Annotated in this window: 22 protein-coding genes, 1 pseudogene and 1 riboswitch; of the genes and pseudogenes, 14 read left to right on the top strand and 9 right to left on the bottom strand. The window is 64.1% G+C overall.

All coding sequences use genetic code 11. The annotated features are described in order from the left end of the window. Window positions 1-22: 22 nt before the first annotated feature. On the bottom strand, window positions 23-562 hold the full coding sequence (locus tag ACWGTI_RS09165) for an Lrp/AsnC family transcriptional regulator (protein ID WP_454586805.1): 540 nt from the start codon (window positions 560-562) through the stop codon (window positions 23-25). Window positions 563-610: 48 nt separating this feature from the next. On the opposite strand from ACWGTI_RS09165, the gene ACWGTI_RS09160 reads away from it, so the two are divergent. Together ACWGTI_RS09160 and ACWGTI_RS09155 are read left to right on the top strand one after the other, a co-directional pair. Beyond that, window positions 611-1,777: an MFS transporter gene (locus tag ACWGTI_RS09160; protein ID WP_454586804.1), complete on the top strand. Its 1,167-nt coding sequence runs from the start codon at window positions 611-613 to the stop codon at window positions 1,775-1,777. A gap of 89 nt (window positions 1,778-1,866) precedes the next feature. Further along, window positions 1,867-2,292 carry a GNAT family N-acetyltransferase gene (locus ACWGTI_RS09155; protein ID WP_454586803.1) on the top strand — a complete coding sequence of 142 codons (426 nt, stop codon included), beginning with the start codon at window positions 1,867-1,869 and terminating at the stop codon, window positions 2,290-2,292. On the opposite strand, the gene ACWGTI_RS09150 is transcribed toward ACWGTI_RS09155, so the two are convergent. After that, window positions 2,289-3,404, bottom strand: a complete 1,116-nt coding sequence (locus ACWGTI_RS09150) for an anhydro-N-acetylmuramic acid kinase (protein ID WP_454586802.1) — start codon at window positions 3,402-3,404, stop codon at window positions 2,289-2,291. The two genes, ACWGTI_RS09155 and ACWGTI_RS09150, sit on opposite strands and share 4 nt — an antisense overlap. Window positions 3,405-3,644: 240 nt before the next feature. Here ACWGTI_RS09150 and ACWGTI_RS09145 point away from each other — a divergent pair, with 240 nt between their 5' ends. The 9 genes and pseudogenes from ACWGTI_RS09145 (at window position 3,645) to ACWGTI_RS09105 (ending at window position 12,756) form a co-directional block, all read left to right on the top strand. After that, the gene (locus tag ACWGTI_RS09145) at window positions 3,645-4,328 is read left to right on the top strand and encodes an SDR family NAD(P)-dependent oxidoreductase (protein WP_454586801.1); all 684 of its coding nucleotides are present in this window, start codon (window positions 3,645-3,647) and stop codon (window positions 4,326-4,328) included. A gap of 210 nt (window positions 4,329-4,538) precedes the next feature. Beyond that, window positions 4,539-4,691: pseudogene (locus ACWGTI_RS09140) on the top strand (ABC transporter permease); the annotation flags it as partial. 145 nt (window positions 4,692-4,836) lie between these two features. Continuing rightward, complete coding sequence (locus ACWGTI_RS09135; protein WP_454586800.1) at window positions 4,837-5,853, top strand: isopenicillin N synthase family dioxygenase; 1,017 nt, start codon at window positions 4,837-4,839, stop codon at window positions 5,851-5,853. 311 nt (window positions 5,854-6,164) lie between these two features. Beyond that, window positions 6,165-7,214 (top strand): substrate-binding domain-containing protein, encoded by a 1,050-nt coding sequence (locus tag ACWGTI_RS09130; RefSeq protein ID WP_454586799.1) that lies wholly within the window; start codon window positions 6,165-6,167, stop codon window positions 7,212-7,214. A gap of 84 nt (window positions 7,215-7,298) precedes the next feature. Continuing rightward, the gene (locus ACWGTI_RS09125) at window positions 7,299-8,570 is read left to right on the top strand and encodes an ABC transporter substrate-binding protein (protein ID WP_454586798.1); all 1,272 of its coding nucleotides are present in this window, start codon (window positions 7,299-7,301) and stop codon (window positions 8,568-8,570) included. A gap of 73 nt (window positions 8,571-8,643) precedes the next feature. Next, window positions 8,644-9,489: a carbohydrate ABC transporter permease gene (locus tag ACWGTI_RS09120; protein WP_454586797.1), complete on the top strand. Its 846-nt coding sequence runs from the start codon at window positions 8,644-8,646 to the stop codon at window positions 9,487-9,489. Further along, entirely contained in the window at window positions 9,486-10,331 is an 846-nt protein-coding gene (locus ACWGTI_RS09115; protein ID WP_454586796.1) for a carbohydrate ABC transporter permease, read from the top strand. The genes ACWGTI_RS09120 and ACWGTI_RS09115 overlap by 4 nt, the downstream gene beginning before the upstream one ends. Window positions 10,332-10,352: 21 nt before the next feature. Beyond that, window positions 10,353-11,393, top strand: coding sequence for an ABC transporter ATP-binding protein (locus tag ACWGTI_RS09110; RefSeq protein WP_454586795.1), 1,041 nt, complete (start codon window positions 10,353-10,355; stop codon window positions 11,391-11,393). A 22-nt stretch (window positions 11,394-11,415) separates the two neighbouring features. After that, window positions 11,416-12,756: an amylo-alpha-1,6-glucosidase gene (locus ACWGTI_RS09105; protein WP_454586794.1), complete on the top strand. Its 1,341-nt coding sequence runs from the start codon at window positions 11,416-11,418 to the stop codon at window positions 12,754-12,756. 125 nt (window positions 12,757-12,881) lie between these two features. Here ACWGTI_RS09105 and fba read toward each other — a convergent pair whose 3' ends face one another. The 4 genes from fba to mtnK form a co-directional block, all read right to left on the bottom strand. Further along, window positions 12,882-13,946, bottom strand: a complete 1,065-nt coding sequence (gene fba / locus ACWGTI_RS09100; protein WP_023729260.1) for a class II fructose-bisphosphate aldolase — start codon at window positions 13,944-13,946, stop codon at window positions 12,882-12,884. Window positions 13,947-14,108: 162 nt separating this feature from the next. Further along, the gene (locus ACWGTI_RS09095) at window positions 14,109-14,582 is read right to left on the bottom strand and encodes a 6,7-dimethyl-8-ribityllumazine synthase (protein ID WP_454586793.1); all 474 of its coding nucleotides are present in this window, start codon (window positions 14,580-14,582) and stop codon (window positions 14,109-14,111) included. 77 nt (window positions 14,583-14,659) lie between these two features. Continuing rightward, a riboswitch (FMN riboswitch) is annotated at window positions 14,660-14,804 on the bottom strand. A gap of 230 nt (window positions 14,805-15,034) precedes the next feature. After that, window positions 15,035-16,129, bottom strand: coding sequence for an S-methyl-5-thioribose-1-phosphate isomerase (gene mtnA / locus ACWGTI_RS09090; protein ID WP_454586792.1), 1,095 nt, complete (start codon window positions 16,127-16,129; stop codon window positions 15,035-15,037). After that, on the bottom strand, window positions 16,126-17,400 hold the full coding sequence (mtnK, locus tag ACWGTI_RS09085; RefSeq protein ID WP_454586791.1) for an S-methyl-5-thioribose kinase: 1,275 nt from the start codon (window positions 17,398-17,400) through the stop codon (window positions 16,126-16,128). Before mtnK ends, mtnA begins: the two co-directional genes overlap by 4 nt. A 137-nt stretch (window positions 17,401-17,537) precedes the next feature. On the opposite strand from mtnK, the gene ACWGTI_RS09080 reads away from it, so the two are divergent. The 3 genes from ACWGTI_RS09080 to ACWGTI_RS09070 all read left to right on the top strand — a co-directional run bounded on the left by ACWGTI_RS09080 (window position 17,538) and on the right by ACWGTI_RS09070 (window position 21,208). Then, window positions 17,538-19,049, top strand: coding sequence for a sugar ABC transporter ATP-binding protein (locus tag ACWGTI_RS09080; RefSeq protein WP_454586790.1), 1,512 nt, complete (start codon window positions 17,538-17,540; stop codon window positions 19,047-19,049). 67 nt (window positions 19,050-19,116) lie between these two features. After that, a complete protein-coding gene (locus tag ACWGTI_RS09075) occupies window positions 19,117-20,112 on the top strand; it encodes an ABC transporter permease (protein WP_454586789.1) in 996 nt (331 codons plus the stop codon). A gap of 46 nt (window positions 20,113-20,158) precedes the next feature. Further along, the gene (locus ACWGTI_RS09070; RefSeq protein WP_454586788.1) at window positions 20,159-21,208 is read left to right on the top strand and encodes a substrate-binding domain-containing protein; all 1,050 of its coding nucleotides are present in this window, start codon (window positions 20,159-20,161) and stop codon (window positions 21,206-21,208) included. Between the two features lie 52 nt (window positions 21,209-21,260). Here ACWGTI_RS09070 and ACWGTI_RS09065 read toward each other — a convergent pair whose 3' ends face one another. From ACWGTI_RS09065 to ACWGTI_RS09055, 3 genes are all read right to left on the bottom strand, one after another. Next, window positions 21,261-22,331: a D-alanine--D-alanine ligase family protein gene (locus ACWGTI_RS09065; RefSeq protein WP_454586787.1), complete on the bottom strand. Its 1,071-nt coding sequence runs from the start codon at window positions 22,329-22,331 to the stop codon at window positions 21,261-21,263. A 211-nt stretch (window positions 22,332-22,542) separates the two neighbouring features. Then, complete coding sequence (locus ACWGTI_RS09060) at window positions 22,543-24,597, bottom strand: bifunctional aldolase/short-chain dehydrogenase (RefSeq protein ID WP_454586786.1); 2,055 nt, start codon at window positions 24,595-24,597, stop codon at window positions 22,543-22,545. 96 nt (window positions 24,598-24,693) lie between these two features. After that, window positions 24,694-25,671, bottom strand: coding sequence for a sugar-binding transcriptional regulator (locus ACWGTI_RS09055; protein ID WP_454586785.1), 978 nt, complete (start codon window positions 25,669-25,671; stop codon window positions 24,694-24,696). Window positions 25,672-25,862 lie beyond the last annotated feature (191 nt).

Below are 25,862 nucleotides of genomic sequence, written 5' to 3'. Positions count from 1 at the left end.
GGCAAGACTTCAAAAGCGCCGGTCAGTACAGCGGTCTGGCCATGTGCCGGGGCGTCGGCCATTGCATGGTGATGTCGGGTTGCACCGGCCGTTCGAGATAGGTCGACAGCACCACATAGCTCCGCGTCGAGGTGACGCCGGGCGTCTCGTAGAGCCGTGCCAACAACCCTTCGAGCGCCCTCGTGTCCTCGGTGCGGACCTTGAGCAGCATGCAGGTGTCGCCGGCAACCGAATGGATCTCCTCGACTTCCGGGTATTGGGAAACCGCCATCAGCTCCGGCGTCTTGCCCCAGCCCGTGGTGTCGACATGCACGAAGGCGAGCAGCGGTTTCTTGACTGCGTTGGGGTCGATGATGACAGCCGTGCCGCGAATGGCGCCGCTGCGCCGTAGCCGCTTCACCCGTTCATGCGCCGCCGGCGGCGACAGGCAGACCCGCTCGCCGAGCTCGGCGTAGCTGATCGTGGCATCGTCGACCAGCACGCCTAATATTTTTCGGTCGGTAGCATCGAGCTCCCGGGCCGCAGGCTTGTTCAGCGGAATGCCATCTGTTTCTTCATCCATACCGGAATTCCTTGTTGTCGCGGAATTTAGTTCGGTCATTATGCCTCGATGACGAACACGCATCAAGCAGCATCATCCCTTCACCAGCCGATCCCCGCGCTGGCCTATCTCCTGACCGGCTGCATTGCCGTCATCGGCTCGAACTCGCTGGTCCTGGGTCCGATCGCCCCGGCCGTTGCAGCTTCCTTCGGCACCAGCGTGCCGGCCGTGATGGCTGCGTCGGCTGCCTTCGGTCTCGGCACCTCGGCCAGCGCGCTGTTTCTTGCCCGCTACATCGACGGCGTCGGCGCCCGCCGCATGCTGCAGGGCGCGCTGCTGTTGCTGGCGGCGGCACTTCTCGCCAGCGCGGTGGCGCCGACGGTGCTCGCGCTGGTCGTGGCGCAGGCGATCGCCGGCATCGCCGCCGGCGTTGCCATGCCGGCAATCTATGCCAGTGCGGCGGCGATCGCGCCGCCCGGCCGCGAAAGCGGCACGATCGGCGTCGTGCTGACCGGCTGGACAGTGTCCATGGTGGCCGGCGTCTCGCTGTCGGCCGTGCTTGCCGACCTTGTGCACTGGCGCGCCGTCTTCGCCGCCGTCGCGGTGCTTTCAGGCATTGCGCTCGCTGCCTTGTCGATGACCTCGCTCAGTGACGTCAGGAAGAGCGGCCCGGCGCCGACGCCGTTCGGTGCGCTGGCCATTCCCGGCATCGTGCCGCTGCTCATCGCCTGCACCGCCTTCATGACTGCTTTTTACGGCGTCTACGGCTATCTCGGCGATCATCTGCATCAGGATCTCGGTGAGCCTGTCAGCGCCAACGCGCTCGCCGCGCTCGCCTATGGCGCCGGCTTCGGCACGGCAGCCTTTCTCGATGGCGTCATCGACCGCATCGGCGCGCGGCGCGTCATGCCTTTCGCCTATCTGCTGGTCGCCGTCGTCTATGTCGCGATTGCGCTGGCAAGCAGCAATTTCGCGTTGATCCTGGCCATGATCGCCATATGGGGCCTTGCCAATCACTTCGGCCTGAACGTGCTGGTGATGCGCCTCACCGCGCTCGATCCGTCGCGCCGCGGCACCATCATGGGCCTGAACAGCTCGGTGACCTATCTCGCCGTCTTTATCGGCACCACCAGCTTCGGGCCGCTTTATTCGACAATCGGCTTTGCCGCCTGCGCCATCGTCGCCGCCTTGCTGATGCTGGTTGCAGCCGCGGCGGGGAGTTGGCGTTCGCCATAGGCCATCCAATCGTAAGCGTCTGCGGCAAGGCTTGCGTCCCTGTCACGTCCTTCGCTAGAGGTTCGGTTCACCATGCGAGCCGTATCGGGATGAAAACGACGCTTGAGACCACCGCCGAGCCCTTGGCCAAGGACCTCGCCTTCCTGGCCGAACGGCTGGCGGCGTTCAATGACAGCGATGTCGGCACGTCCGGCCGCAAGCAGATCGCCGTCTTCGTGCGCGACGAGGACGGCGCTGTGGTCGCCGGCATTTCGGGCTACACCGCCTGGGGCTGGCTCTATGTGCAGTGGCTGTGGGTCGACGAACGCCTGCGCGGCCGGCATATAGCCAGCGACATGCTGGACGCGGCCGAGCGCGAGGCAGTGGCGCGCGGGTGCCGGAACGCCTGGATCGATACGTTCAATCCCATCGCGGCCAAGGTCTATGAGCGGCAGGGTTATCGGCCCTTCGGCACGCTGCCGGATTTTCCGATGGGACGCAGCCGCGTCTTCCTGCAGAAGAAGCTGGTCGCTTAACCTGCCAGCCGCCCGCCTTGCAACGGGCGCGGCGCACCCGTGGTGCTCGGGAACGAAATCGGCAAGCCGCGCAAAACGCGCACCGCGAGGAAGGCAAAGCATTCGGCTTCGACCGCATCGCCCTTCCAGCCCAGCGTTTCGGCTTGCACCACCTCGACGCCGGCGCGGCGGCCAAGCATCGCCATCATCGTCGGATTGTGCCGGCCGCCGCCGCTGACCGCCAGCCGCTTCGGCCGGCGCGGCAACAGGTCGAGCGCCTTGCCGACGGCCGAGACGGTGAAGGCCGTCAGCGTCGCCGCGCCGTCCTCGACGCCAAGCCCGTCAGCCATATCAGCGGTGAAGTCGAAACGGTCGAGCGATTTCGGGTAGGGCTTGGTCAGATAAGGGTGCTCAAGCAATCTGGCCAATCTCGCCTCATCGACCGTCCCGGCCGCACCCAGCGCGCCGTCACGGTCCATCTCACCGAGACCCTTCGCCTTGATGAAATCATTGAGCGGCGCGTTGGCCGGGCCAGTATCGAAGGCGATGATGGTGTCCTTGCCGTCCCACCAGGTGATGTTGCCGACACCGCCGAGATTGAGCACGGCGGTATCGCCACTGGCATCGGCCTCCTTCAACAGCGCGGCGTGATAGGCGGCCGCCAGCGGCGCACCTTGGCCGCCGGCGCGTACATCGGCCGAGCGGAAGTCGTAGGCGACCTTTGCGCCCAGGATGGTATGCATCAGCTCGCCGTCGCCTAGCTGGCGTGTATCGCCGCGCCGTCCTGGCTGCGGGGCGCGATGCAGCACGGTCTGGCCGTGGAAGCCGACGACGCCGATATCGGCCATGGTCAGCCCGTAGCTTTCGACGAGATCTTTCACCGCAGCCGACTGCGCGCGCGTCAGCACCGCCTCGGCTTCGGCAAAGATCGCCGGCTCCGGCCCGTCGAAATTCCACACCCGGGCCTGGCGCAGCGTCTCCTCCAGCAAGACGCGGATCGCTGCGGGGTAGGGGGCCAGCGTATAGGTGCCGAAATCGGCGATGCGCTCGCCATCGGTCTTGATCAGCGCGACGTCAATGTTGCCGTCAAGCACGGTGCCGGTCATCAGGCCAACGGCCCAGATTGGTTCCATGGTCGATTCCCTTGCGACACCGTTGCGATTCCAACAGGAATCACCTGTCGGACGGATTGGCCCGCCAGGCAAGACCTCGGCCGACGCCAATGCTTCGAACTTGCCGGCAGCGTTTTTCACCGAACGGCGAAAATCGAGCAACGCCGTTCTTGTCTCCTGCCGCTCGAGACGCCAGCTATGTGACAAGCGACGCCGGCATCGGGCCGAACGTCTATACGCAGAATCGTCAGGGAGAATGACATGGCATCCGAAGTTGCAGTGATCGCCGGCGCGGGCGCAGGCCTGAGCGCCTCGTTGGCGCGTCTTCTCACCAAAGAGGGCTATCGCGTCGTGCTGGCCGCCCGCAACACGGCCAAGCTGGCAGCGCTGGTCGAAGAGACCGGCGCGCTGGCCGTCGAAACCGACGTCGCCGATCTGGCCTCCGTCGCCAGCCTGTTCGAAGCTGCCGACAAACAAGGGCCGCTCGCGCTTGCCGTGTTCAACGCCAGCGGCCGCACACGCGGCCCGATCGCCGAGGTCGATCCCGATGCCGTCAAGCAGGCGCTGCTGGTCGGCGCCTATGGCGGCTTCCTGGTCGGCCAGCAGGCAGCGCGGCGGCTGCTTGCGCGCGGTTCCGGCTCGATCCTGTTCACCGGCGCCTCCGCCAGCATCAAGGGCTTTCCAAATTCGGCCGGCTTTGCCATGCCGAAATTCGGCCTGCGCGGCCTGGCGCAATCCATGGCGCGCGAGCTTGGTCCGAAAAACATCCATGTCGCGCATTTCATCATCGACGGCCAGATCGCGGCAGCGGGGCGGACGCCCGAGAGGCCGGATAGCCACCTGTCGCCGGACGCGATCGCCGAAACCTATCTCGCGACCCATCGCCAGCATCGCAGCGCCTGGAGCTTCGAGGTCGAGTTGCGGCCCTTTGTCGAGACGTTCTGAGAGACCGTTTGGAAATTCTACTCCGGCGGCCATCTGATGGCGTTTTCTGCGCTACTACAGCGCCGCGAGTCCTTTTGGACGCGCAAAGGACGCTGTAGCACTTTGATTTTGCGCATGATCCTTTCCGAAAATCGATTTCGATTTTCGGGGTCATGTGGTGCTCATGGACTTATGTCCACTCCGCTCCGGTTCTCGAAAACACCACCATATGCCGGTGGGCTTGGCGATCTCGCCATCCGCTATGGCTACCAGCGCTTCGAGACGTCGGTCATGGTCGCCGTGGTCATCGTGCTGATCATCCTCGTCTGCGGCATCCAGTGGGTCGGCGACCGTCTGGTTGCCAGGCTGGACCGCCGCGCATGAGCATCCCCGAACATTATTTGCCCGCAGGCTGCAAAAATCAGCGCCGGCGTTCTTCAATCGCCTCGAGATTGGATTGCGCATTGCTTTGATTGGACCAGTCTGCGTGCCACCGTGACAGCGGGGCCGGCAAACAAGGAGCTTGACCATGCCCAGGATCGTACCCGTGCTCGATCTCAGCCGTCTCGAACAGGGCGCTTCCGAGCGACGAACGTTTCTGTTCGACCTGCGTACGGCCGCGCGCGACGTCGGCTTCTTCTATTTGACCGGCCACGGCATATCGGCCGCCGATACGGCGGAGGTGCTCGTCGCCTCGCGCCGGTTCTTCGCTCTGCCGGAAGCCGACAAGCTGGTCATCGAAATGGTCAAGTCATCGCAGTTCCGCGGCTATACTCGCGCCGGCGGCGAGCTGACCAAGGGCAAGGCCGACTGGCGCGAACAGCTCGACATTGGCGTCGAACGCCCCGCCATCGCGCAAGGCCCCGGCGTGCCCGCCTGGACGCGGCTGCAAGGCCCGAACCATTGGCCGGCGGCACTGCCCGAACTGAAGCCGGCGCTGCTGGCCTGGCAGGCCAAGGCAACCGCCGTGGCGATCCGGCTGCTCAGGGCTTTCGCCTTGTCGCTGGACCAGGCCGAGGACGCCTTCGATCCGATCTACCGGGGCGAGCCCAACCATCGCATGAAGATCGTGCGCTACCCCGGCCGCGATGCCACCGGCGACGACCAGGGCGTCGGCGCGCACAAGGATGGCGGCTTCCTGACCCTTTTACTGCAGGACGAAAACAAGGGGCTGCAGGTCGAATATGATGGCAGCTGGGTGAATGTCGATCCGTTGCCAGACACGCTGGTGGTCAACATCGGCGAACTGCTCGAACTGGCCTCGAACGGCTATCTCAGGGCAACTGTCCACCGCGTGCTGACACCGCCGGCCGGTGTCGAGCGGATTTCGGTTCCGTTCTTCTTCAGCGCCCGTCTCGATGCGACGATCCCGCTGCTCGACCTGCCCGAGGAGTTGGCGGCCGAGGCGCGCGGGCCAGCCAGCGATCCCGACAATCCGCTGTTTCGCAATGTCGGCACCAATGTGCTGAAAAGCCGGCTGCGCTCCCATCCCGACGTGGCGCGCCGGCACTATGCCGATCTGTTGGAGACCGGCGCGTCGGCTTAAGTCTGTCGAAGGGAGGAACGGAATTTCTGGATTCAGGGCTCTTTTAGAACGCCGTTCGTCGCAAACCGCAATTGAGACGCCCATATAACAAATATCGTTCGGCGGTTTCCTCCCATTCCGCTGGACGGTGTTCCCCTCTGAAGGTTCTTGACCTTCTTTTTGGCCGGGCCGCTTTCGCGCCCGGCCTTTTTTATCCAAGAGTCCGCCGATTCACGAGATAGCCGTCGTTCCGTCTCAGGCATGATTTAAAACGTTTGCAATTTTCTCGGAGGGTATTACAAACGTTTCGACTGCTCGTCCGGGAGGAACGATTGTCAACGCGCGTCACCACGCTGAAGGAGCTTGCGGCGAGCCTCGACCTGTCGATCACGACGGTGTCGCGGGCGCTTGCGGGGCACGAGCAGATCGCGCTGAAGACCCGCGAGCGTGTCGCGCACGCCGCGCGCCAGGCCGGCTACGTCCCCAACACCGCGGCGCGAACGCTTGTCTCCGGCCGCAGCGGCTTTGTCGGTCTGGTGCTGCCGGTCAGAGGCCCGAACCTGGTCGATTCCTTCCTCGGCGAGTTCGTCACCGGGCTTGGCGAAGGGCTGGTGTCGCATGGCGCCGACCTCATCCTTGCCACCGCCGCGCTTGGCCATTCCGAACTGTCGGTGCTGCGCCATGTCGTCGAGTCCGGACGCGCCGACGGCGTCGTCGTCACCCGCATCGCCGAGGTCGACGAGCGGCTCGTCTATCTGCGCCAGCGCGGCTTTCCCTTCGTCGCCCATGGCCGGCTGCTCGATGGCGACTTTGCCTACAACTGGCTCGACACCGATGGCGCGCATGCCTTCGGTGAGGCCTTTGACATGCTCTACGATCTCGGTCACCGCCATTTCGGCCTGGTGACGATTTCCGAGCCGATGACCTTCCGGCATCTGCGGCAGGACGGCCTCGCTGCCGCCATCGGCCGCCGCGGCGATCCATCCGTGCGCCTTGACGTGGCGACGGCGCCGCGCTTCGACCGCGGCGCCCGCATCCAGGCGGTCAATCGCATGCTGCAGCAGCCCGAGCGGCCAACCGCTATCATCGCCTTGTTCGACGAACTGGCGCTGACAGTGATGGAGGAGGCGGCGCGCGCCGGCCTCAGCGTGCCGCGCGATCTCTCGGTCATCGGCTTCGACAATGTCGTCGCCTCGGCCTATGCGCCGCCAGGCCTCACCACTTTCGACGCCTCGATCCGCCAGTGCGCACGCGAGATCGCCGACATGCTGCTCACCGTTATCGCCGAAAAGCCTGCCGCACCGCTGACGCGGTTGATTCGGCCGACGCTGGTGCCGCGGGCGAGCCACGGACCCGCACCAGTGCATGTCGCCCAAAAGTGACCTCGGTTTTGGGACGACGACATGCACGAAACAAAGACAAGAAGCTGACGCCGCAACGACGGCGCATATCCAGGGAGGAAGACAATGGTGAGAATGTTGAGGACATTGGCGGGCGCCGCACTGGCGCTGTCGCTCGCCGCGGGCGGCGCGCAGGCGCAGCAGGTACTGTTCTGGTCGACGCAGGCGCGTCCGGTCGAAGAAACCCAGAAGATGCGCGACGAGGTGCTGAAAGGCTTTGATGGCGCCGTCGACTACCAGGTCGCCGAGGACGGCCCCTGGCTCACCCGCCTGCAGGCCGAACTGCAGGCCGGCACCGGCACCATCGGTTTGCTTGGCGGCCTGCATGGCGACTTCTCCACCGTCGGCGCCAATCTTGTCGATCTCTCCGCTGTCGATGTCGGCGGCGTCAAGGTCAACGAGGCCTACAAGAAGCTGGGCATGCTCGGCACCGGCGAGCAGAAATACTTGCCCTGGATGCAGGCGACCTATCTGATGGCCGCCAACAAGCAGGCGCTGCAATATCTGCCCGCCGGCACCGACCTCAACACCATCACTTATGATCAGCTGATCGAATGGTCGAAGAACATCGCCGAGAAAACCGGTTCGCCGAAATTCGGTTTTCCCGCTGGTCCGAAAGGGCTGAAGCACCGCTTCTTCGAAGGGTTTCTCTACCCGTCCTACACCGGTTCGATGGTGACCAAGTTCCGCTCGCCGGAGGCCGAGACCGCCTGGAACAAGTTCAAGGAGTTGTGGCAGTACACCAACCCGAACTCGACGAACTATGCCTTCATGCAGGAGCCGCTGCTGTCGGGAGAAGTCTGGGTGGCGTTCGACCATGTCGCGCGGCTCGCCGATGCCTTCAACCAGAAGCCGGACGAGTTCGTCGCCTTCCCGGCGCCTGCGGGTCCGGCCGGCCGCGGCTTCATGCCGGTGGTGGCCGGTGTCGCCATTCCAAAAACCTCACCGGATGTCGACAAGGCCAAGGCTCTGGTCGCCTATATGTTGAAACCGGAGACGCAGATCGCGACGCTGAAAGCGACCAATTTCTTTCCGGTCGTCGACGTCAAGCTGCCCGATGACATGCCGGCCTCGGTCAAGGCTTTCGGCCCGGCGATCGCCACCATGACCGGCGCGCCCGACGCGCTGCCGGCGCTGCTGCCGATGGGGCTTGGCGATCTCGGCGGCAAGTTCAACCAGGTCTACACTGACTCCTTCGAGCGCATAGTGCTCGGCGGCGAGGACGTGCATGGCGTGCTCGAAGAGCAGGCGGCGGCACTCAAGGCGATCATCGACCAGGCCAAGGCGCCCTGCTGGGCGCCGGACAAGCCATCCACGGGCGCCTGCCCGGTCGACTAGAATCCTCCCAAGGGGGCGTCCGGAGTTTGTTGCACTCCGGGCGCCCTGACCGCAGCATCGTAAGGACAACACCATGCATGGGAAGGCTCTGCCCTATCTGCTGCTGATGCCGGCGACCCTGTTCCTGTGCGTCTTCTTCCTCTACCCGTTCGTGTTGGTCGCCTTCGAGGCGGTGACCCGCGACGGCGCCTTCACCCTCGACAATTTCCGCACCATGGCCGGTAGCTGGAAGTTCCCGGTCACCGTACGCAACACGCTGCTGCTGGCAGCCATCGTCGTGCCGATCCAGCTCGTCATGGCGCTGCTGATGGCGTCAGTGGTGTCGCGGCTGGAGACCGGGCGCAGTGCAGCGCTTTATATCTTCGCCATTCCGCTCGGCATTTCCGATCTCGCCGCCGGCCTGATCTGGCTTGCCATCTTCGACCAGTCCGGCTTCCTCAACACTTTGCTCTCCCATCTCGGCGTCGTCGACAGGCCGATCATGTTCCTCGGCTACCAGAGCAAGCTCACCATCTTCATTGCCGTGGCGCTGGCCGAGATCTGGCGCGCCACCGCCATCATGATGGTCATCCTCGTCGCCGGCATGGGGCTGATCCCGAAGGAGTATTATGAGGCGGCCGAAGTGTTCGGCGCCGGGCCGTGGAAGCGATTCGTACGCATCACGCTGCCGCTGCTGCGCCCCAGCCTGCAAACGGCGATCATCCTGCGCGTCATCCTCGCCTTCGAGGTCTTCGCCGTGGTCGCAGCCCTCGGCGGCACCAACCTGCCGGTGCTGATGGGCGAAACCTACAACTGGCAATTCACCTTGCAGGATCGCAATGTCGCCGCCGCCTCGGCGCTGCTCATCCTCGCCATCTCGATCGGCTTCACGCTGTTCTTCCTCAGGGTGCTGCGTGTGCCCAAAGAGGCGCGCATATGAGTGCGGTCACGCAAGCCCCAACAGCCGCGAACACCGATGCCCGCAAGGCCGGCGACTGGCTGCTTGTCGCCACGGCCATTCTGCTCAGCGTCTGGGTACTGCTGCCGATCTATCTCCTGATCGTCAACGCTCTGTCGTCGCCGGATCAGGTGACTGCGTTCCCCAAGCGTTTCTTCCCCGCCTTCGATCTCGGCAGTCTGTCTTTCTTCGTCAATTTCGCCGGTGTCGCCAAAGCGTTGTGGAACTCGGTTCTCGTCGCCACGCTGACGATGATCTTCGCGATCGGCTTCGGCGCGCCGGCCGGCTACGCGCTGTCGCGTTTCGATTTTCCGGGCAAGGGCACGTTCCGTTTCCTGGTGCTGATGACGCGGGCTTTCCCGCTGCCGCTGTTGGCATTGCCGCTGGCGGTGATGTTCATCCGCACCGGCCTCGACGACACCGCGATCGGCCTGGCGCTGGTCCACACCACGCTGGCGCTGCCATTTGCGGTCCTGATCACCTTCTCGCTGTTCTCCGGCATTCCGGTCGAACTGGAGGAGGCCGCCTGGACGCTCGGCTGCACGCGATGGCAGGCCTTTCGCAAGGTGATCCTGCCGCTGGCATTGCCCGGCATCGCCGCGTCGGCCGTATTCGCCTTCACCATCTCCTGGAACGAGGTGTTCGCCGCCGCCGTGCTCACCATCGAGAACCGCACGCTGACCGCGTTCCTTTTGCAGAGCCTCGGCGAGTCGCCGCTCTATCTCAAATTCGCCGGTGGCGCGGCTCTGGTCGTGCCGGCGCTGATCTTCATCTTCGCCGTCCGCAAATATCTGTTCGCCATGTGGGGGATCGCCAACCGATGACACGCGATACGGAGAAGGCTCATGGCTGAGATCGCGATCAAGGGCGTCGCCAAGCGCTTCGGCGGCTTCACCGCTTTGCATCAGGTCGATCTCAGCATCGCCGACCAGGAATTTATGGTGCTGCTCGGCGCTTCCGGCTGCGGCAAGACCACGCTGCTGCGCATCGTCGCCGGACTGGAGACACCGAGCCAGGGCGAGGTCTGGATCGGTGGCCGCCGCGTCGACCACCTGCCGCCGCGCGAGCGCGGCATCGCCATGGTGTTCCAGAATTACGCCGTCTTCCCGCATCTGACCGTGTTCGAAAACATTGCCTTCGGCCTGCGCATGAGGAAGCTGCCGCAGGCCGACGTCGAGCGCCGCGTCAACCGCACCGCGGAACTCATGCATATCGAGCAGCTGTTGAAGCGTTACTCAGGCCAGCTGTCCGGCGGCCAGCGCCAGCGAGTCGCGGTCGCCCGCGCGCTCGCCATGGAGCCCGACGTCATCCTGATGGATGAGCCGCTGTCGAACCTAGACGCGCTGCTCAGGCTCGAAATGCGCGCCGAACTCAAGGGCGTGCTGGCGGCGTCGAAGACCACCACCATCTATGTCACCCACGACCAGGTCGAGGCGATGAGCCTCGCCGACCGCATCGCCGTCATGCATCAGGGCCGCATCGTCCAGGCGGCTTCACCGGTCGAGGTTTACCGCAACCCGGCCGCCCGCTTTGTCGGCTCCTTCATCGGCAACCCGCCGATGAACTTCATCCCGGCGACCAAGGCCGCAAACGGCAGCTGGATCGTCGCCGGGCTGACATTGCCCGGTCCGAAATCGGACAGGGAGAAAATCGAATTCGCCATCCGCCCCGAAGACGTCGATGCCGGCAGCGAGGGCCTGCACGCCACCGTGCGCATCATCGAGCCGCTTGGGCCGCACACGCTGGTCACTTGCGATGTCGAGGGCGGCCTGTTCCGCGCCATCCTGGAATCGAATGCCAGCGTCAAGGTCGGCGAGCAGCTGCGCCTGGCGCCCAAACCCGACCGCATCCGCTGGTTCGATCCCGAAACCACCAACGCCGTTTGAACCAGAAAGACGAATGCCTTCCATGACTTCACTTGCTGGCATGACTTCTCTAGCCGTCGACGAAACCATCGCCCGCGCCGTCGAGGTGCTCAGGGAAAACGACCAGGGCGCCTACACCATCCCGACCAAAGGCCTCTATCCCTTCCAGTGGAACTGGGATTCCTGCCTGACCGCGCTTGGTCTCGCTCATTACGACGAGGAGCGCGCCTGGACCGAGATCGACACTTTGTTCGCCCATCAATGGCCGGACGGCATGGTGCCGCACATCATCTTCCATGTCTGGAACGACGGCTATTTTCCCGGGCCAGATGTCTGGCAAACCAACCGCCCGACCGCCACCTCCGGCATCACCCAGCCTGCCGTCGCCGGCTTTGCCGTGCGCCGCCTGTTCGACCGCGCCAGGGACAGGAAACTGGCGGCCAAGCGGGCCCGCGCGTTGCTGCCGAAGATCGATGCCTGGCACCGCTGGTTCTACGAAAACCGCGACCCCAAGGGCGAAGGACTGGTCGCCATCATCCATCCCTGGGAATCCGGCCGCGACAATTCGATCGACTGGGACGATGCCTTCGAGCGCGTGCCGACCGAAGGCATCGAGCCCTATACACGCCGTGACACGCTGCACGCCGATCCGGCGCATCGCCCGACGAAAGATCAGTACGACCGCTATCTCTGGCTGCTACAGCATTTTCGCGCACTCGGCTGGGACAATGCCAGGCTGCATGACGCCTCGCCGTTCCAGGTCGTCGATCCTGGCTTCAACGCCATCTTGATCCGTGCCTGCGCCGATCTTGCCGATCTCGCCGAGGCGCTCGGCGAACCGAAGATAGCGGAAGCCAACCGCGCCCGTGCCAAAAAGGGTTTGGCGGCAATGGAGCGGCTGTGGAGCGAGGCGCACGGCCAATATCTCTGTCTCGACCGCGTCACCGGAAAACTGATCGACAGCGCCTCGGTTGGCGGCATTTTGGCCGCCTTTGCGGCAATTCCAGAACCTCGCGCGGCGGCGCTCGCGGCACGCGTCGAGCGTCTTGCCGGCAGAGCGCGCTACGTCCTGCCGTCACACGATCCCGATGATCCGCGGCTCGACGCCAAGCGCTACTGGCGCGGCCCGGTCTGGCTGGTGGTCAACTACATGATCGCCGACGGCCTCGCTGTTGCCGGCCACGCCGAAGCCGCCCGGCGCATCACCCGGTCCAGCCTCGACCTGATCGGCGAGAGCGGCTTTGCCGAGTACTACGATCCGCTCACCGGCGAACCGCTCGGCGGCGGCCGCTTCACCTGGACGGCGGCGATGGTGATCGAGTTTTTGCGAGCGCCACCTCTCTTGCCTTCTCCCCTTGTGGGAGAAGGTGGATCGGCGCGATAGCGCCGAGACGGATGAGGGGTGTTCCAGGGAACACCAACGTCTCACACCGCTGGAACACCCCTCATCCGACCTCGCTTCGCGAGGCCACCTTCCCCCACAAGGGGGGAAGGGAAGGACGCGTCACCTCACCCGAACTTCGGATCAAGGCTCCCCGACTTATACCGCTTGGCCATCTCGGCAACCGGCAGCGGCTTGATCTTCTGCGCGTTTCCAGCGGTGCCGAACTGCTCGAAGCGCTCCTTGCAGAGCTTGCGCATAGCTGCCATGGCCGGGGTCAGATATTTGCGCGGATCGAACTCGGAGGGGTTCTCGGTCAGCACCTTGCGGATGGCGCCGGTCAGCGCCATGCGGTTGTCGGTGTCGATGTTGATCTTGCGCACGCCGTGCTTGATGCCCCGCTGGATCTCTTCCACCGGCACGCCCCAGGTCGGCTTCATCTGGCCGCCATACTTGTTGATGATCTCCTGCAGGTCCTCCGGCACCGAGGACGAGCCGTGCATGACCAGATGCATGTTGGGCAGGCGGCGATGGATCTCCTCGATGACGTTCATCGCCAGCACGGCACCGTCCGGCTTGCGCGAGAATTTGTAGGCGCCGTGGCTGGTGCCCATGGCCACCGCAAGCGCATCGACATGCGTGTCCTTGACGAACTCCACCGCCTGCACCGGATCGGTCAAAAGCTGGTCATGGCTGATGGCGCCTTCGACGCCGTGGCCGTCTTCCTGCTCGCCGCCGCCGCTCTCCAGCGAGCCGAGCACGCCGATTTCGCCTTCGACCGAGACACCGCCCCAATGCGCCATGTCGACGACGCGCCGGGTGATGCCGGAATTATAGGCATAGTCGGCCGGCGTCTTGCCGTCTTCCTTCAGCGAGCCGTCCATCATCACCGAGGTGAAGCCGTACTGGATCGCGGTGACGCAGGTGGCTTCGTTGTTGCCGTGGTCGAGATGCATGCAGACCGGGATGTCGGGGTGGATTTCGACCAGCGCGTCGATCAGCTTGGCCAGCACCACGTCATTGGCGTAGGCGCGGGCGCCGCGGCTTGCCTGCAGGATGACCGGCGACTTGGTCTCCTCGGCCGCCTCCATGATGGCGAGGCCCTGTTCCATATTGTTCATGTTGAAGGCGGGTACGCCGTAGCCGTATTCGGCGGCGTGGTCGAGCAATTGTCTCAGTGTTATGCGAGCCACCCAATAGTCTCCCGTATCTGGTTTCAAGCGCAACGTCGCGGGCCGGCCGGTTGCCGGTCGGCCCCTGATGCTTCTGGCCAAATTTCAGACCAACCGCAACCTTCAGCGGCCGCTTGGGCCGCAATTCTTGTTGCAGGGCTGAAATCCGGGCATTTCGATGGGTCAGGCGGCGATCGACGCCCTCGCGGCCAGGATCTGCGCGCAGGCATTGGCCGCTTCCTTGCCCTTGACGGTGAAGTGCTCGAAGAAGAAGCGGTGATGCTCGGCGCTGTCGTGATAATTGTGCGGCGTCAGCACCGCCGACAGCACCGGCACGCCGGTCGACAGCTGCACATTCATCATGCCGTCGAGCACCGCGCCGGCCACGAAGTCATGGCGATAGATGCCGCCATTGACGACGAAGGCGGTACCGAGGATCGCGGCGTAGCGGCCGGTCGCAGCCAGCGTCTTGGCATGCAGCGGGATTTCGTAGGCGCCCGGTACGTCGAACACATCGACGGCGAAGCGCCCGCCGCCGAGCGTGCTGAGTTCCGCCTCGAAGGCCTGCACGCACTGGTCGACGATATCGGCATGCCAGCGCGCGCGAATGACGGCGATGCGGGTGGTTTCATAGTCTTTTGGGGTATGCTGATTCATGGGTCCATCCTTCCGTTTCGAACCAGAATCAGGACGCACGATACGAAATCCGGCCCGCGCGAGCGGTCCGTCTTCCGTTTCGTTCTCTTCCATCCGGACTGTGACCGTCGGCTCCGGAATTGCACCGGATCTGCTGACCCTCCTGTTGCCAGGAGGCGCTCGCGGGCTTGGGACGAAACCCTTACCGCCGGTGGGGACTTTCACCCCGCCCTGAGAACATTAACGGAGGGAGATATGGAGGGGTGGGAAGGTGCTGTCAATTGGCGACTAGCCAATCTCCCCCCTCGTGGGGGAGATGCCGGCAGGGCAGAGGGGGGCGCGAAGGATCGCGGCCTATCTCATTCGTGAGCCATCGGATTAGGAAAAGTTGGCGGGCCAATCCAGGTGCCGACATGTTGGTGGGACAGCGCCCCCCTCTGGCCTGCCGGCCATCTCCCCCACGAGGGGGGAGATTACCCGCGCTCGGGAAACATCGCCTTCAACCCTTCACGCGACGCCTTGGCCACTCCGCGCTCGGTGATCAGCCCGGTCACCAGCCGCGCCGGCGTCACGTCAAAAGCCGGGTTCGCAGCAGGCGTCGCATCCGGCGACACCCGCACCTGCGCAATCTTCCCATCCGCCGTCTTCCCCCAGACCAGCGACACCTCATCACCCGACCGTTCCTCGATCGGAATCTCGGCCAGCCCGTCACCCACCGTCCAGTCGATGGTCGGCGAGGGCAGGGCGACATAGAAGGGAACATCATTGTCGGCGGCGGCGAGCGCCTTGAGGTAGGTGCCGATCTTGTTGCAGACATCGCCATTGGCTGTGGTGCGGTCGGTGCCGACGAGCACCATGTCGACCCCGCCATGCTGCATCAGATGGCCGCCGGCGTTGTCGACGATCAGCGTGTGCGGCACGCCGTGGCCGGCCATCTCCCAGGCGGTCAGTTGGGCCCCCTGGTTGCGCGGCCTGGTTTCGTCGACATAGACGTGGACCGGGATGCCGGCCTCGACAGCCAGATAGATCGGCGAGGTCGCGGTGCCATAGTCGACGGTCGCCAGCCAGCCGGCATTGCAATGGGTGAGGATGTTGACCGGCTCGCCCGGCTTTTTGCGCGCAGCGATCTCCTTGATGATTTTCAGGCCGCTCTCGCCGATGGCGCGGTTTAAGCCCACATCCTCGTCGGCGATCTCCGCGGCCCGCTTGTAGGCGGCCTCAGCGCGTTGCGCCGGTGCGAGCGGCTTGAGGAAGCGGCGCATCTCGTCCAGCGCCCAGCGCAGGTTGATCGCTGTCGGCCGCGTCTTGTGCAGCGTCTCCCACACCGCGTCGAGCGCTGCGTCCGACGGGTCGTCCGCCATCTGGATGGCGACGCCATAGGCGGCGGTGACGCCGATCAGCGGAGCGCCGCGCACCCACATGTCGCGGATGGCGGTGGCGATGCCGTCGACCGTGCCTATCCTTTCCACGCGGAACTCATGCGGAAGCCAGCGCTGGTCGATGATCTCGACCGCGCGCTTGTCGTCGCTCAGCCAGATGGTGCGGTAATGGCGCTCGCCGACGTTCAAATCCTGCTCTCCCGTTCGATCAGCGTGGCCAGATTGTTGACCTCGTCGATGCTGTGGATCTGGCGCCGGTTGACGGCGATTTGGCGGCCGAATTTCAACGCCTTGGCCTCGCAAGAGGCGCGCAGATCCTCGTCGTCGATGGTCTCGAAATCAGCATTGTGGGCGAGGCCGAGAATGCGCCGATGTACCTCGATGCCGGCAAAGCCCAGGAGGTCGGTCCAGATCTGGTGCAGCACATGGTCGAGCGCCTGCTCCGAGGCGAGAATGTCCCCCTGATCCTCGAAAAGGCTCTTCTGGTAGAGCATGCCGGTGCGCTCGGTGCGCCATAGATGCGAAAACTCGGCGCGGAACACCGACCACGTCTCGTTCGTCACCCCGAGCAGATAGGCACGCATGGCGTCGCGCTTGCCCTGCTGCTCATGGCCGCGCTGCGAGAAGAAGGACATCCAGAAATTGGCGAGCAGCATGCCGACGTCGAAGGCCATCGGACCGTAGAAGGCGAACTCCGGATCGATCATCCTTGTCTCGGCGTCCGTGACCATGATCGAGCCGGAGTGCAGGTCGCCATGCAGCAGCGTCTCGGCATTGGCGGCGAAGATGTGCTTCAGCCGCTGCGCTTCGACCTTGAGGTCGCGGTCGGCGCGCAGCTCGGCGACTAGGCCGTCAAGTTGCGGCGAGGTATGCCGGTTTAGCTTGGCGTCGAAATAGGGGTCGGAAAACACCAGGTCCTCGGTGATGCCGCAGAGCTCGACATTGTCAGCGAACAGCGCCAGGTCCGCCTTGCGGTCCTTGGTCGGCATGGAGAAATCGGAGCCGCGAAATAAAGTGCGGGCCATGAACAGGCCGATGTCGCGCGCAATGTTGGGCAGCTGGCGGCCGTCGATCAGGGCGCGGCGCAGGATGATGTGCGGCGGCGCCAGATACTCCATGATGATCAGCGCCTGACCCTCGTCGAAATGGTAGATCGCCGGCACCGAGCGGGGCGCGCGCGCCTCTTGCCTTGTCAGCGCATGGAATTCGAAGAAGGAGCGTTTCAGCGGCAGCGGCCAGCTGTCGCCGACCAGGCGGACATAGGGCAAGGCCTGTTTGACGACGGCAGCACCCGACGCGCCTTCGACGATGAAGACGAGGTTCAGATTGCCGTCGCCGACCTCGCGCACCTTCCAGGCGCTGGTGTCTTTGCCGATCTTTGAGCAAAGCGCTTCGTTGGCGCCGAGGCGCGTAGCAAGCGTCTCGACCGACAGTGCTTCGAACGGCAATTTTCCAGTCATTCCTCTCCCTCCCGCTTGTTCATTCCGATCATAGTGGAGCGATGGCGGCGGGGCCAAGCTAGGAAGCTGTCTGGCAATTGTCAATCGAGTTGACAATTGACGACATAGCCCATAGCGTCATCGTCAGGGAGGAACGAATGGGCAATGATGCCGTGTTCCGCGTGGACGGCTTAAGGAAGTCCTTTGGCCATATCGAGGTGCTTGGCGGCGTCTCGGTCGAATTGCATGCCGGTGAGATCACCGTGCTGATGGGCGCCAACGGCGCCGGCAAGTCCACCCTCGTGAAAATCATCAGCGGCGTCTACGACCATGCCGGCGGCACGATGAGCCTCGCCGGGGACAGCTTCGCGCCGAGCACACCAGCCGAGGCGATCCGCGCCGGCGTCGTCACCGTCCATCAAAACATAAATGACGGCGTTGTCGCCGATCTCGATGTCGCCACCAACCTGACCCTCGACCGGCTGAGCGGCAAGGGCGCGTCGTTCCTGTTCAATCCTGGCCGCGTGCGGCGAGAGGCGAGGGCGGTCGCCGACCGCATGGGGCTGACCATCGACCTCAGGGCGCGGGTCAGCGACCTGTCGCTAGCCGACCGCCAGATGGTAGCAATCGCGCGCGCCATGGCGCACCAGCCGAAAGTGCTGATCCTCGACGAGCCGACTTCGTCCCTGTCCAGCGCCGAGGCCGACCGGCTGTTCGCCCTTCTCGACCGGCTGCGCCAGCAAGGCGTCGCCATTCTCTACATCTCGCACCGCATGTCAGACATCAGGCGGCTTGCCGACCGCATCGTCTCGATGCGCGACGGCGTCATCTCGGGCGTCTTCGAGCAGAAGCCGCTCGACTATGAGGGCGCGGTCAACGCAATGCTCGGCCGCAAGATCCACCTCGACCGCATCGAAGCCAAAAGCGCTGCCAAGCCGATCCTGACCATCACAGGCCTGCGCATCGCGCCAGGCGCCCGGCCGATCTCGCTGACGCTTGGCGACGGCGAGGTGGTTGCCGTCACCGGTCTCGTCGGCGTCGGCAAGACCGCGCTGGCCGAAACGCTGTTCGGCGTGCGCAAACCACTTGCCGGCACGATGGCTTTGAACGGCAAGCCGTATGCGCCTGCATCGACGGGTGAAGCCGTTGCCGCCGGCGTGTTCCTGGTTGCCAAGGACCGTGGCGAAAACGGCATTGTCGGCGGTTTCAACATCCAGGAAAACATCAGCCTTCCCTTCCACAAGCGCATGTCGCGTTTTGCCGTGCTCAAGCGCGGCCTCGAACGCGCGACTGCCCGCCGCCAGATCGAAGATCTCGGCATCGTCTGCCGCTCCGAGAAGGACGAAATGACCACGCTGTCGGGCGGCAACCAGCAGAAGGTGATGGTCGCGCGCTGGATGGCGCAGGCAGCCAGATTGTTCATTCTCGACGAGCCGTTCCAGGGCGTCGACATCTCGGCCAGGCGCGACATCGCTGCCAAGCTGAGGGCCAGCGCCAATGGCCGCGCCACGCTGTTGTTCGTCACCGAACTCGACGAGGCGCTGGAGACGGCCGACCGCATCCTGGTGATGTCGGAGCAGACCATCGTCGGCGGACACCGCAACGCCGATGTCGATCTCGACCGCCTGCTGGCAGAAGTCGCCGGCGGGCCGCTGCACAGCGCGGCGTGAGCAAAGAACGACGAGAATTGGAATGGAGCGCATGGGTTTGAGTTCTATTGGAAATGGCGGGCGCTGAATGACACTGCGCGACTACGCCATCCGCTATGGGTTCATCGTACTGTTATTCGGGTTGATCGCGTATTTCGCCGTCGCCGCCGATGGGTTCGTCTCGCCGCAAAGTGCCGTCTTCATCTTTCAATCGGTCGCCATTACCGGCGTGCTGGCGCTCGGCGTCACTGCCACGCTGGTCGTCGGCGGCTTCGACCTGTCGATCGGCTCGGTCGCGACTTCTGCGATGATGGCGGCGTCCTATGCCATGGTCGTGCTGGAGCAGAACGCGTTCGTCGCCGTTCTCGCCTGCATCCTCATCGGCGTGCTCGTAGGCCTCATCAACGGGTGGCTGATCGTCTATATGCGCGTGCCGGATCTGCTGGCGACACTCGGCATGATGTTCCTGCTCGTCGGCCTGCAGCGCATCCCGACCGAAGGCCGCTCGATCGCCACCGGCATGACCATGCCGAATGGTTCGGTCGCCAACGGCAAATTCTCCGACGCCTTCCTGGCGCTCGGCCGTCACCGCTTCGACTTCTTCATCCCGAACCTCATCCCGGTCTCGGTGGTCGTGCTCATCGTGCTTGCCGTGCTGATCTGGTTCTTCCTCGAATACACGCGTTTCGGCCGCATGATGTATGCCGTCGGCTCCAATGAGCGCGCCGCTGAACTCGCCGGCGCGCCTGTCAAGGCATACAAAATCTGGGCCTACGTCATTTCAGGAGTTTTTGCCTCGATTGGCGGCATTTTGCTCGCGGCACGGCTTGGACGCGGCGACATCGCCTCGGGTAATAATCTGCTGCTCGATGCGGTCGCCGCGGCGCTGATCGGCTACGCGGTGCTCGGCGCCGCCAAGCCGAACGCCTTTGGCACTGCCGTCGGCGCGCTGTTCGTCGGCATCCTGCTGCAAGGCCTGACAATGATGAATGCGCCTTACTACACGCAGGATTTCGTCAAGGGCGTGGTTCTGGTCGTCGCCCTTGTCTTCACCTTCGCCCTTTCCGGCCGGGGCAGGAGATAGAACGGCTGCCGGAACAGTTCTGGGTTCAACAAGTGGAGGAAAAAACGTGAACATCACAAGACGACTTTTGGGGAAGGTCGCGCTCGGACTGGCCGGCGCAACAATGCTGATGCCGGGGGCATTTGCCGCCGACAAGCCGGCGCCGTTCGACAAGCCCGGCGTCAAGATCGCGCTGGTGCGCTATCTCTCGACCGGCGATTTCTTCCAGGCCTATCTCTCGGGCGTCGAGGCCCAGTCGAAGGCGCTCGGCATCGATCTGCGCGTGCTCGACAGCCGCCAGGATGCGGCGCTGCAGTCCGACATGGTCGACCAGGCCATCGCGCTCGGCGTGCAGGGCATCATCATCCAGCACGGCCTGACGGAATCGATGAAGGACGCCGCCCAGCGCGCGGTCGACGCCGGCATCAAGGTGGTGGCCTTCGACGTCAATGTCGAAAACCCGAAAATCCCGCAGATCGAGCAGTCCGACAAAGACCTGGCGCGTCTGGCGCTCGAACAGGCCGTTAAAGATAATGGCGAAAGCTGGAATGCAGGCTATGTCTATGTCGCCGGAATCGCGCCGCTCGACCGCCGCAACGAGACCTGGGTCGACGTGAAGAAGAAGTATGCCGGCATCAAGGAAGTCGCGATGTTCGGCACGCTCGACAATCCGATCGCCAACTCGGTCGCCAACCAGGCGCGCTCGGTGCTGCAGGCGCATCCCGATATCAATGTGATGTTCGCGCCCTATGACGAATTCGCCAAGGGTGTGAAGATCGCCGTCGACGAGGCAGGGCTGAACAAGAAGATCAAGATCTACTCCGCCGACATTTCGACCTCGGACATCGCCGCGATGCGCGAGACCGATAGTGCCTGGGCAGCGACCGCCGCCACCAACCCGGCCGTCGTCGGCCAGGTCTCGGTGCGGGCGTTGGCGCAACTGCTCGCCGGTGAAGATCCCGGCCACAACGTCATCGTGCCGCCGACGCTAATCACCCAGAAGGACCTGATCGACAAGGACATCAAGAACATGGAAGACCTGTCGGCCAAGCTGCCGCAATTCGCCCATGCCGATGTCGCCATGCCAGCCTGGATGCCGAACCCGAACGCGAAGTAAGTCGGGTATACTATCGGAAGAAGAGCGGCTCGCGGGCCGCTCTTTTTGTTTGTCAGCCCGACCGGCCGGCGCGTGCCAGCCCATGTTCCACCAGCCGGTCGATGACCTCCCGATAGCTGACGCCGCTTGCCGCCATCGCCTTGGCGTACATGCTGATGTCGGTGAAGCCAGGGATGGTGTTGAGCTCGTTGACCACGAATGTCATGTCCGGCATCAGGAAGAAGTCGACGCGCGCCATCGCATCGCAACTGACGGCTCTGAACGTCTTTGCGGCCGTGTCGCGCATGGCGGCTTCGACCTCCGGCGGCAGCTGCGCCGGCACCACCAATGCGGCGCCATTCTCGTCTATGTATTTGGCATTGTAGTCGTAGAAGCCGTGGCTTTCCGCCGGCACGATCTCGCCCGGCCGCGAAACGAAGAGCTCGCCATCGGTACTCTCCAGCACGCTGAATTCAATCTCGCGGCCGCGAACGAATTCCTCCGCCAGCAGTTTGCGATCGTGTAGGAAGGCCTCTGCCAGCGCTCGCTCGAATTCCTGGCTGCCATTGACCTTTGCTACGCCAACCGACGAGCCCTGCCGCGCCGGCTTGATGAAGATCGGCAGGCCAAGCTGGCCTTCCAGCACCGCCAGAGAGGGTGCCGCACCATCCTCGATCGTCACCGAGCGCGCGACAGGCAGCCCTGCTGCCCTCAGCAACCGCTTGGCGACATCCTTGTCGAGTGCGGCCGCTGAACCCAGGATGCCGCAGCCGGCGAGCGGCACGCGCGCCACCTCGGCCAGCCCTTGCACAGCGCCGTCCTCGCCATACAGGCCGTGCAGCACTGGAAACAATATATCGATGGCGAGCAGGTCGTGCGGCGCACCCCTGGCGGGGATCGCCAGCATCCGCCCGTGCCCGCCCGGCACCAGGCAAAGCTGCGTTCCGTCTGACGGCGTCGCCGGCGCACCATCCTCGAAGCTGCTCAGCAGCCATTGCCCCTCACGGGTGACGAAGACCGGAACGGCATCGTATTTCGCCGGATCCAGCGCACGCATGACATTGGTTGCCGAAAGCAGCGAAACCTCATGTTCGGCGGAACGCCCGCCGAAGAGCACGCCGATACGAAGTCTTTTCACTGCCATCGAGAACTCCACCAAGGATCAGGGTTGGCGCGCGCGAAACACATCGCGTCCCCTAAACTGGTCGAGCAATAAGCGAAGCATTTGAGTGGGATTTTGACCGGTTCGAGCAGTTTTTCAGCACGAGTGCGAAAGCGGCTTTACGCCTGGAGTCTGTCAAGACCGGGAGCGGTTCGCCGTTTTGGTGAAACGATGAACCGCTCCAGGTCTATGTTCAGCGCAGCGCCGCCGCGATGTTGCCGCCGTCCACCGTGGTGACATCGGCGGTGGTGCGCTCGGCCAGCGCATGGTGCAGGAAGGCTTGCGCGACGTCATCGGCCGTCACTTCCTGCCCGAGCAGATTGCCGGACATGTATTCCTTCTCCGACACGCCGCGCGCGCCGGAGCGGCTGGCGATCATGGCGTCGGTCAACAAGCCGGAGCGAATACGGTCGGCATTGACCGCATTGGAGCGGATGCCATACGCGCCGTAATCGAGCGCATATTGCCGGGACAGGAACAGCGTTGCCGCCTTCGGCACGCCATAGGCGCCGAATTTCGGCCCGGGATTGACTGCCTGCTTGGAGGTGTTGAAGAGCAGTGCGCCGCCAGTGCCTTGTTCCAGCATGATGCGCACCGCGTTCTGCGCCGCCGACTGATGAGCGAAGAAGTTGAGCTCGAAACTCTTGCGCAGCAGAGCATCGTCGAGTTCGCCGATGCGGCCCTCCCAGGCGGCCCCTGCGTTGGAGACCAGGATGTCGACGCCGCCATAGACGGCGACAGCCTTGTCGAAGGCAGCGCGCATTTCGGCCGGGTTGGTGATGTCGGCGCCGACGCCGATCGAATTGTTGCCGGCGGCCTTCGCGGCCTCGGCCGCCTTTGTCGCGTCGAGATCGACGACGACCGCATGCGCGCCATTGGCGGCAAACAGCTTGGCCGTTGCGGCACCGATGGCGCCGGCGCCGCCGGTGATCAGCACCACCTGGCCGGTCAGCGGCTTCGGCTTGTTGGACGCAAGCTTGGCCTGTTCCAGCGACCAGTATTCGAGCGGGAACAGGTCGGCCTTGGACAGCGGATGGAAGCTGCCCACGGCCTCGGCGCCGCGCACCGCCTCGATCCACATCTCCCCGACATCCGAGGCGATTTTCGCATCCTTCAGCGTCCGGCCATGGCCGAACATGCCGAGGCCCGGCACCAGCGTCAGCCGCGGCATCGGATCGAGCATGGTGCGCTTGACGTCGTCCAGCGCATCATTGGTGTCGAAATAGGCGCGGTAATCCTTGGCGAAGGCGTCGACATGGCTCTTGATGATTGCCTTGTAGTCGCCGGCCTTGTCGGCGTCCGGCGCCGGCACCGCCATCGGCCCGGTCTTGATGCGGATCGACAGGTCAGGTGTCGAGACGCCGCGCGCGGCGTAGTCGGCAATCCCGGCCGAGTTGATGAAGTCGACGATGGCGTCCGAGGTGCGGAAGTCGCTGATCATGCGGTCGAAGCGGCCTTCGCCGCGCGACACGGCGACTGCGCCGCGCAGTGTCGGTGCGATGGAGGCTGGTGTCGCAAGCTTGGCCGGCAGCGCGGCCTTGGCCGGCTGCGGCTTGCCGTGCTTGGCGACATAGTCTTCCGCGACATTCACAAAGTGGATCATTCGGTCATAGGCCTGCCTGGCATCATCGCCGAAGGTGAAGATGCCATGCTTGTCGAGGATCAGGCCTTCGACATCAGGATCGGCGTCGTAGACATCGGCCGCCACTTTGGCGAGGTCGAAGCCTGGCTTGATGTAGGGGACATAACCCATTCTGTCGCCGAACACGGTCTTGATCAGCGCCTTGCTGTCCGCCTGGTCGACGATGGCGAGGATCGCCGTCGAATGGGTGTGATCGACGAATTTGTGCGGCAGGAAGGCGTGCAGCAGCGTCTCCACCGACGGGTTGGGCGAGGCGGGGTCGATGAGGTTTGCCCGCTGCAGCGCCACCATGTCCTCATCGGCGAGGCTGTCCAGCGCGCGCGCCTTGAGCAGCGCGGCCATCTTCACCGCCGGCAGGCCCTGCGGCTCGATGACGCCCATGTCCCAGCCGCTGCCCTTGACGCACAGCACGTCCCACTCGTCGCCGACGAGATCGGTCGCCTTGGTCTTGCAGGAGGTGTTGCCGCCACCATGCAGAACCAGCCGCGGCTCGCCGCCGAGCAGCCGGGTCGTGTAGACGCGCAGCGCGAGGTCGCGGGCAACGCCCTTTTTCGCATAGTCGGCAACCAGTCTTTCCGCGTCGCCATCATTCCAAAGGTTCTTCATGTCGCTATGTCCGCTTTGCTGTCTTTGTTGTGTTGGTGTGAACAGGAATGCCGCGACGCCTTGATGACAATGCGCCGGCTGCAAGGATTTCGTTTCTCAGGAAGCCTTTTTCGCTGCCGCTGCGGCCCCCGCACCGGCATGGTCGAGCAGCCGCCGCGCCATGCTGGCGCCCACGACCAGATGCGTGCACAAACCGCCTGCGAGTGCCGCCAGCAGCGGCTCGAACTTGCTGTCCTCCTGCACCACCATCAGGCGTTTTTCGATCTGGCGTAGCGACGCGAGCGAGGCCGAGATGACGCGGCGGTTGTAGCTGCAGTCGAGCGCCTTGCCGGCGGCATCGATGATCTGGCCGGCGATGACGCCGGCGGCGCCCGCCTCGCGCAACACCCCCATCTCGCCGGCGCTCAACGCGCCACATTTGACGACATGGCTGTCGGCGTCGACGGTGCCGACTGAATAGAGCGCGAGATCGCAGTTGCTGATATCCGACAATTGCTCGCGGATCACCGGTTCGGCGCGCAGCCCGAGCGCCAGCAATTCCGTCGTCAGCACCAGCGGCGCGTAGAAATTCAGCCCCTTGGCGTTGAGCCGCCGCGCGATCTCCATCGTGCACTGGTCGGGCCGATAGGAATAGGGCGCGCCGAGATTGCCGCACAGCTGCACCACGGTGACGTCCTGCAGGTCGGCATAGGACATGATGTCGGCGATTGTGTAGACGGTGCGGCCCCAGGCGACGCCGATACGGTCGCCTTTCTTCACCAGTTCCAGAAAGACGCTCGCCGCCAGCACCGCAATGTCGGACGACGGATCGAGAACATAGTCGTTCTCCGGCGCGATCCACACCGCATCGAGCTTCAGCGCATCCTCGAGCTGGCGCGCCAGCACATCGTCGGTGAACAGCTGCGTCGAGGTCGAAATATTGACGATGCCGGTCTCGCGCGCCTTGCGCAGATACATAGCCACCGACGCGCGGGAAATGTTAAGCTGGCTTGCGACCTGGTCCTGGCGCAGGCCATGGGCATAATAGAGCCACGCGGCCTTATGGATTAGCTGTTCTGCCGGTCGGATCGCCATGCCGTCTCCTCGGCTGACATTATTCACGGCTCTCGACAAAAGTCAAACTGGCATGGGTACACGATACCTTCTGCCTGCCGAATCTGGACAATCATTGCGCCAAATGTGCCTGGTCGGGATTCGCTGATGGTGACGTGGCCGGAACCTGTGGTTAGAACTTCTCAACAAAAGAAAATTCGGGGAGGAGCGGG

The sequence above is a fragment of the Mesorhizobium sp. ArgA1 genome (genome assembly GCF_053714375.1).
This window is presented reverse-complemented; position numbering and strand designations above follow the sequence as displayed.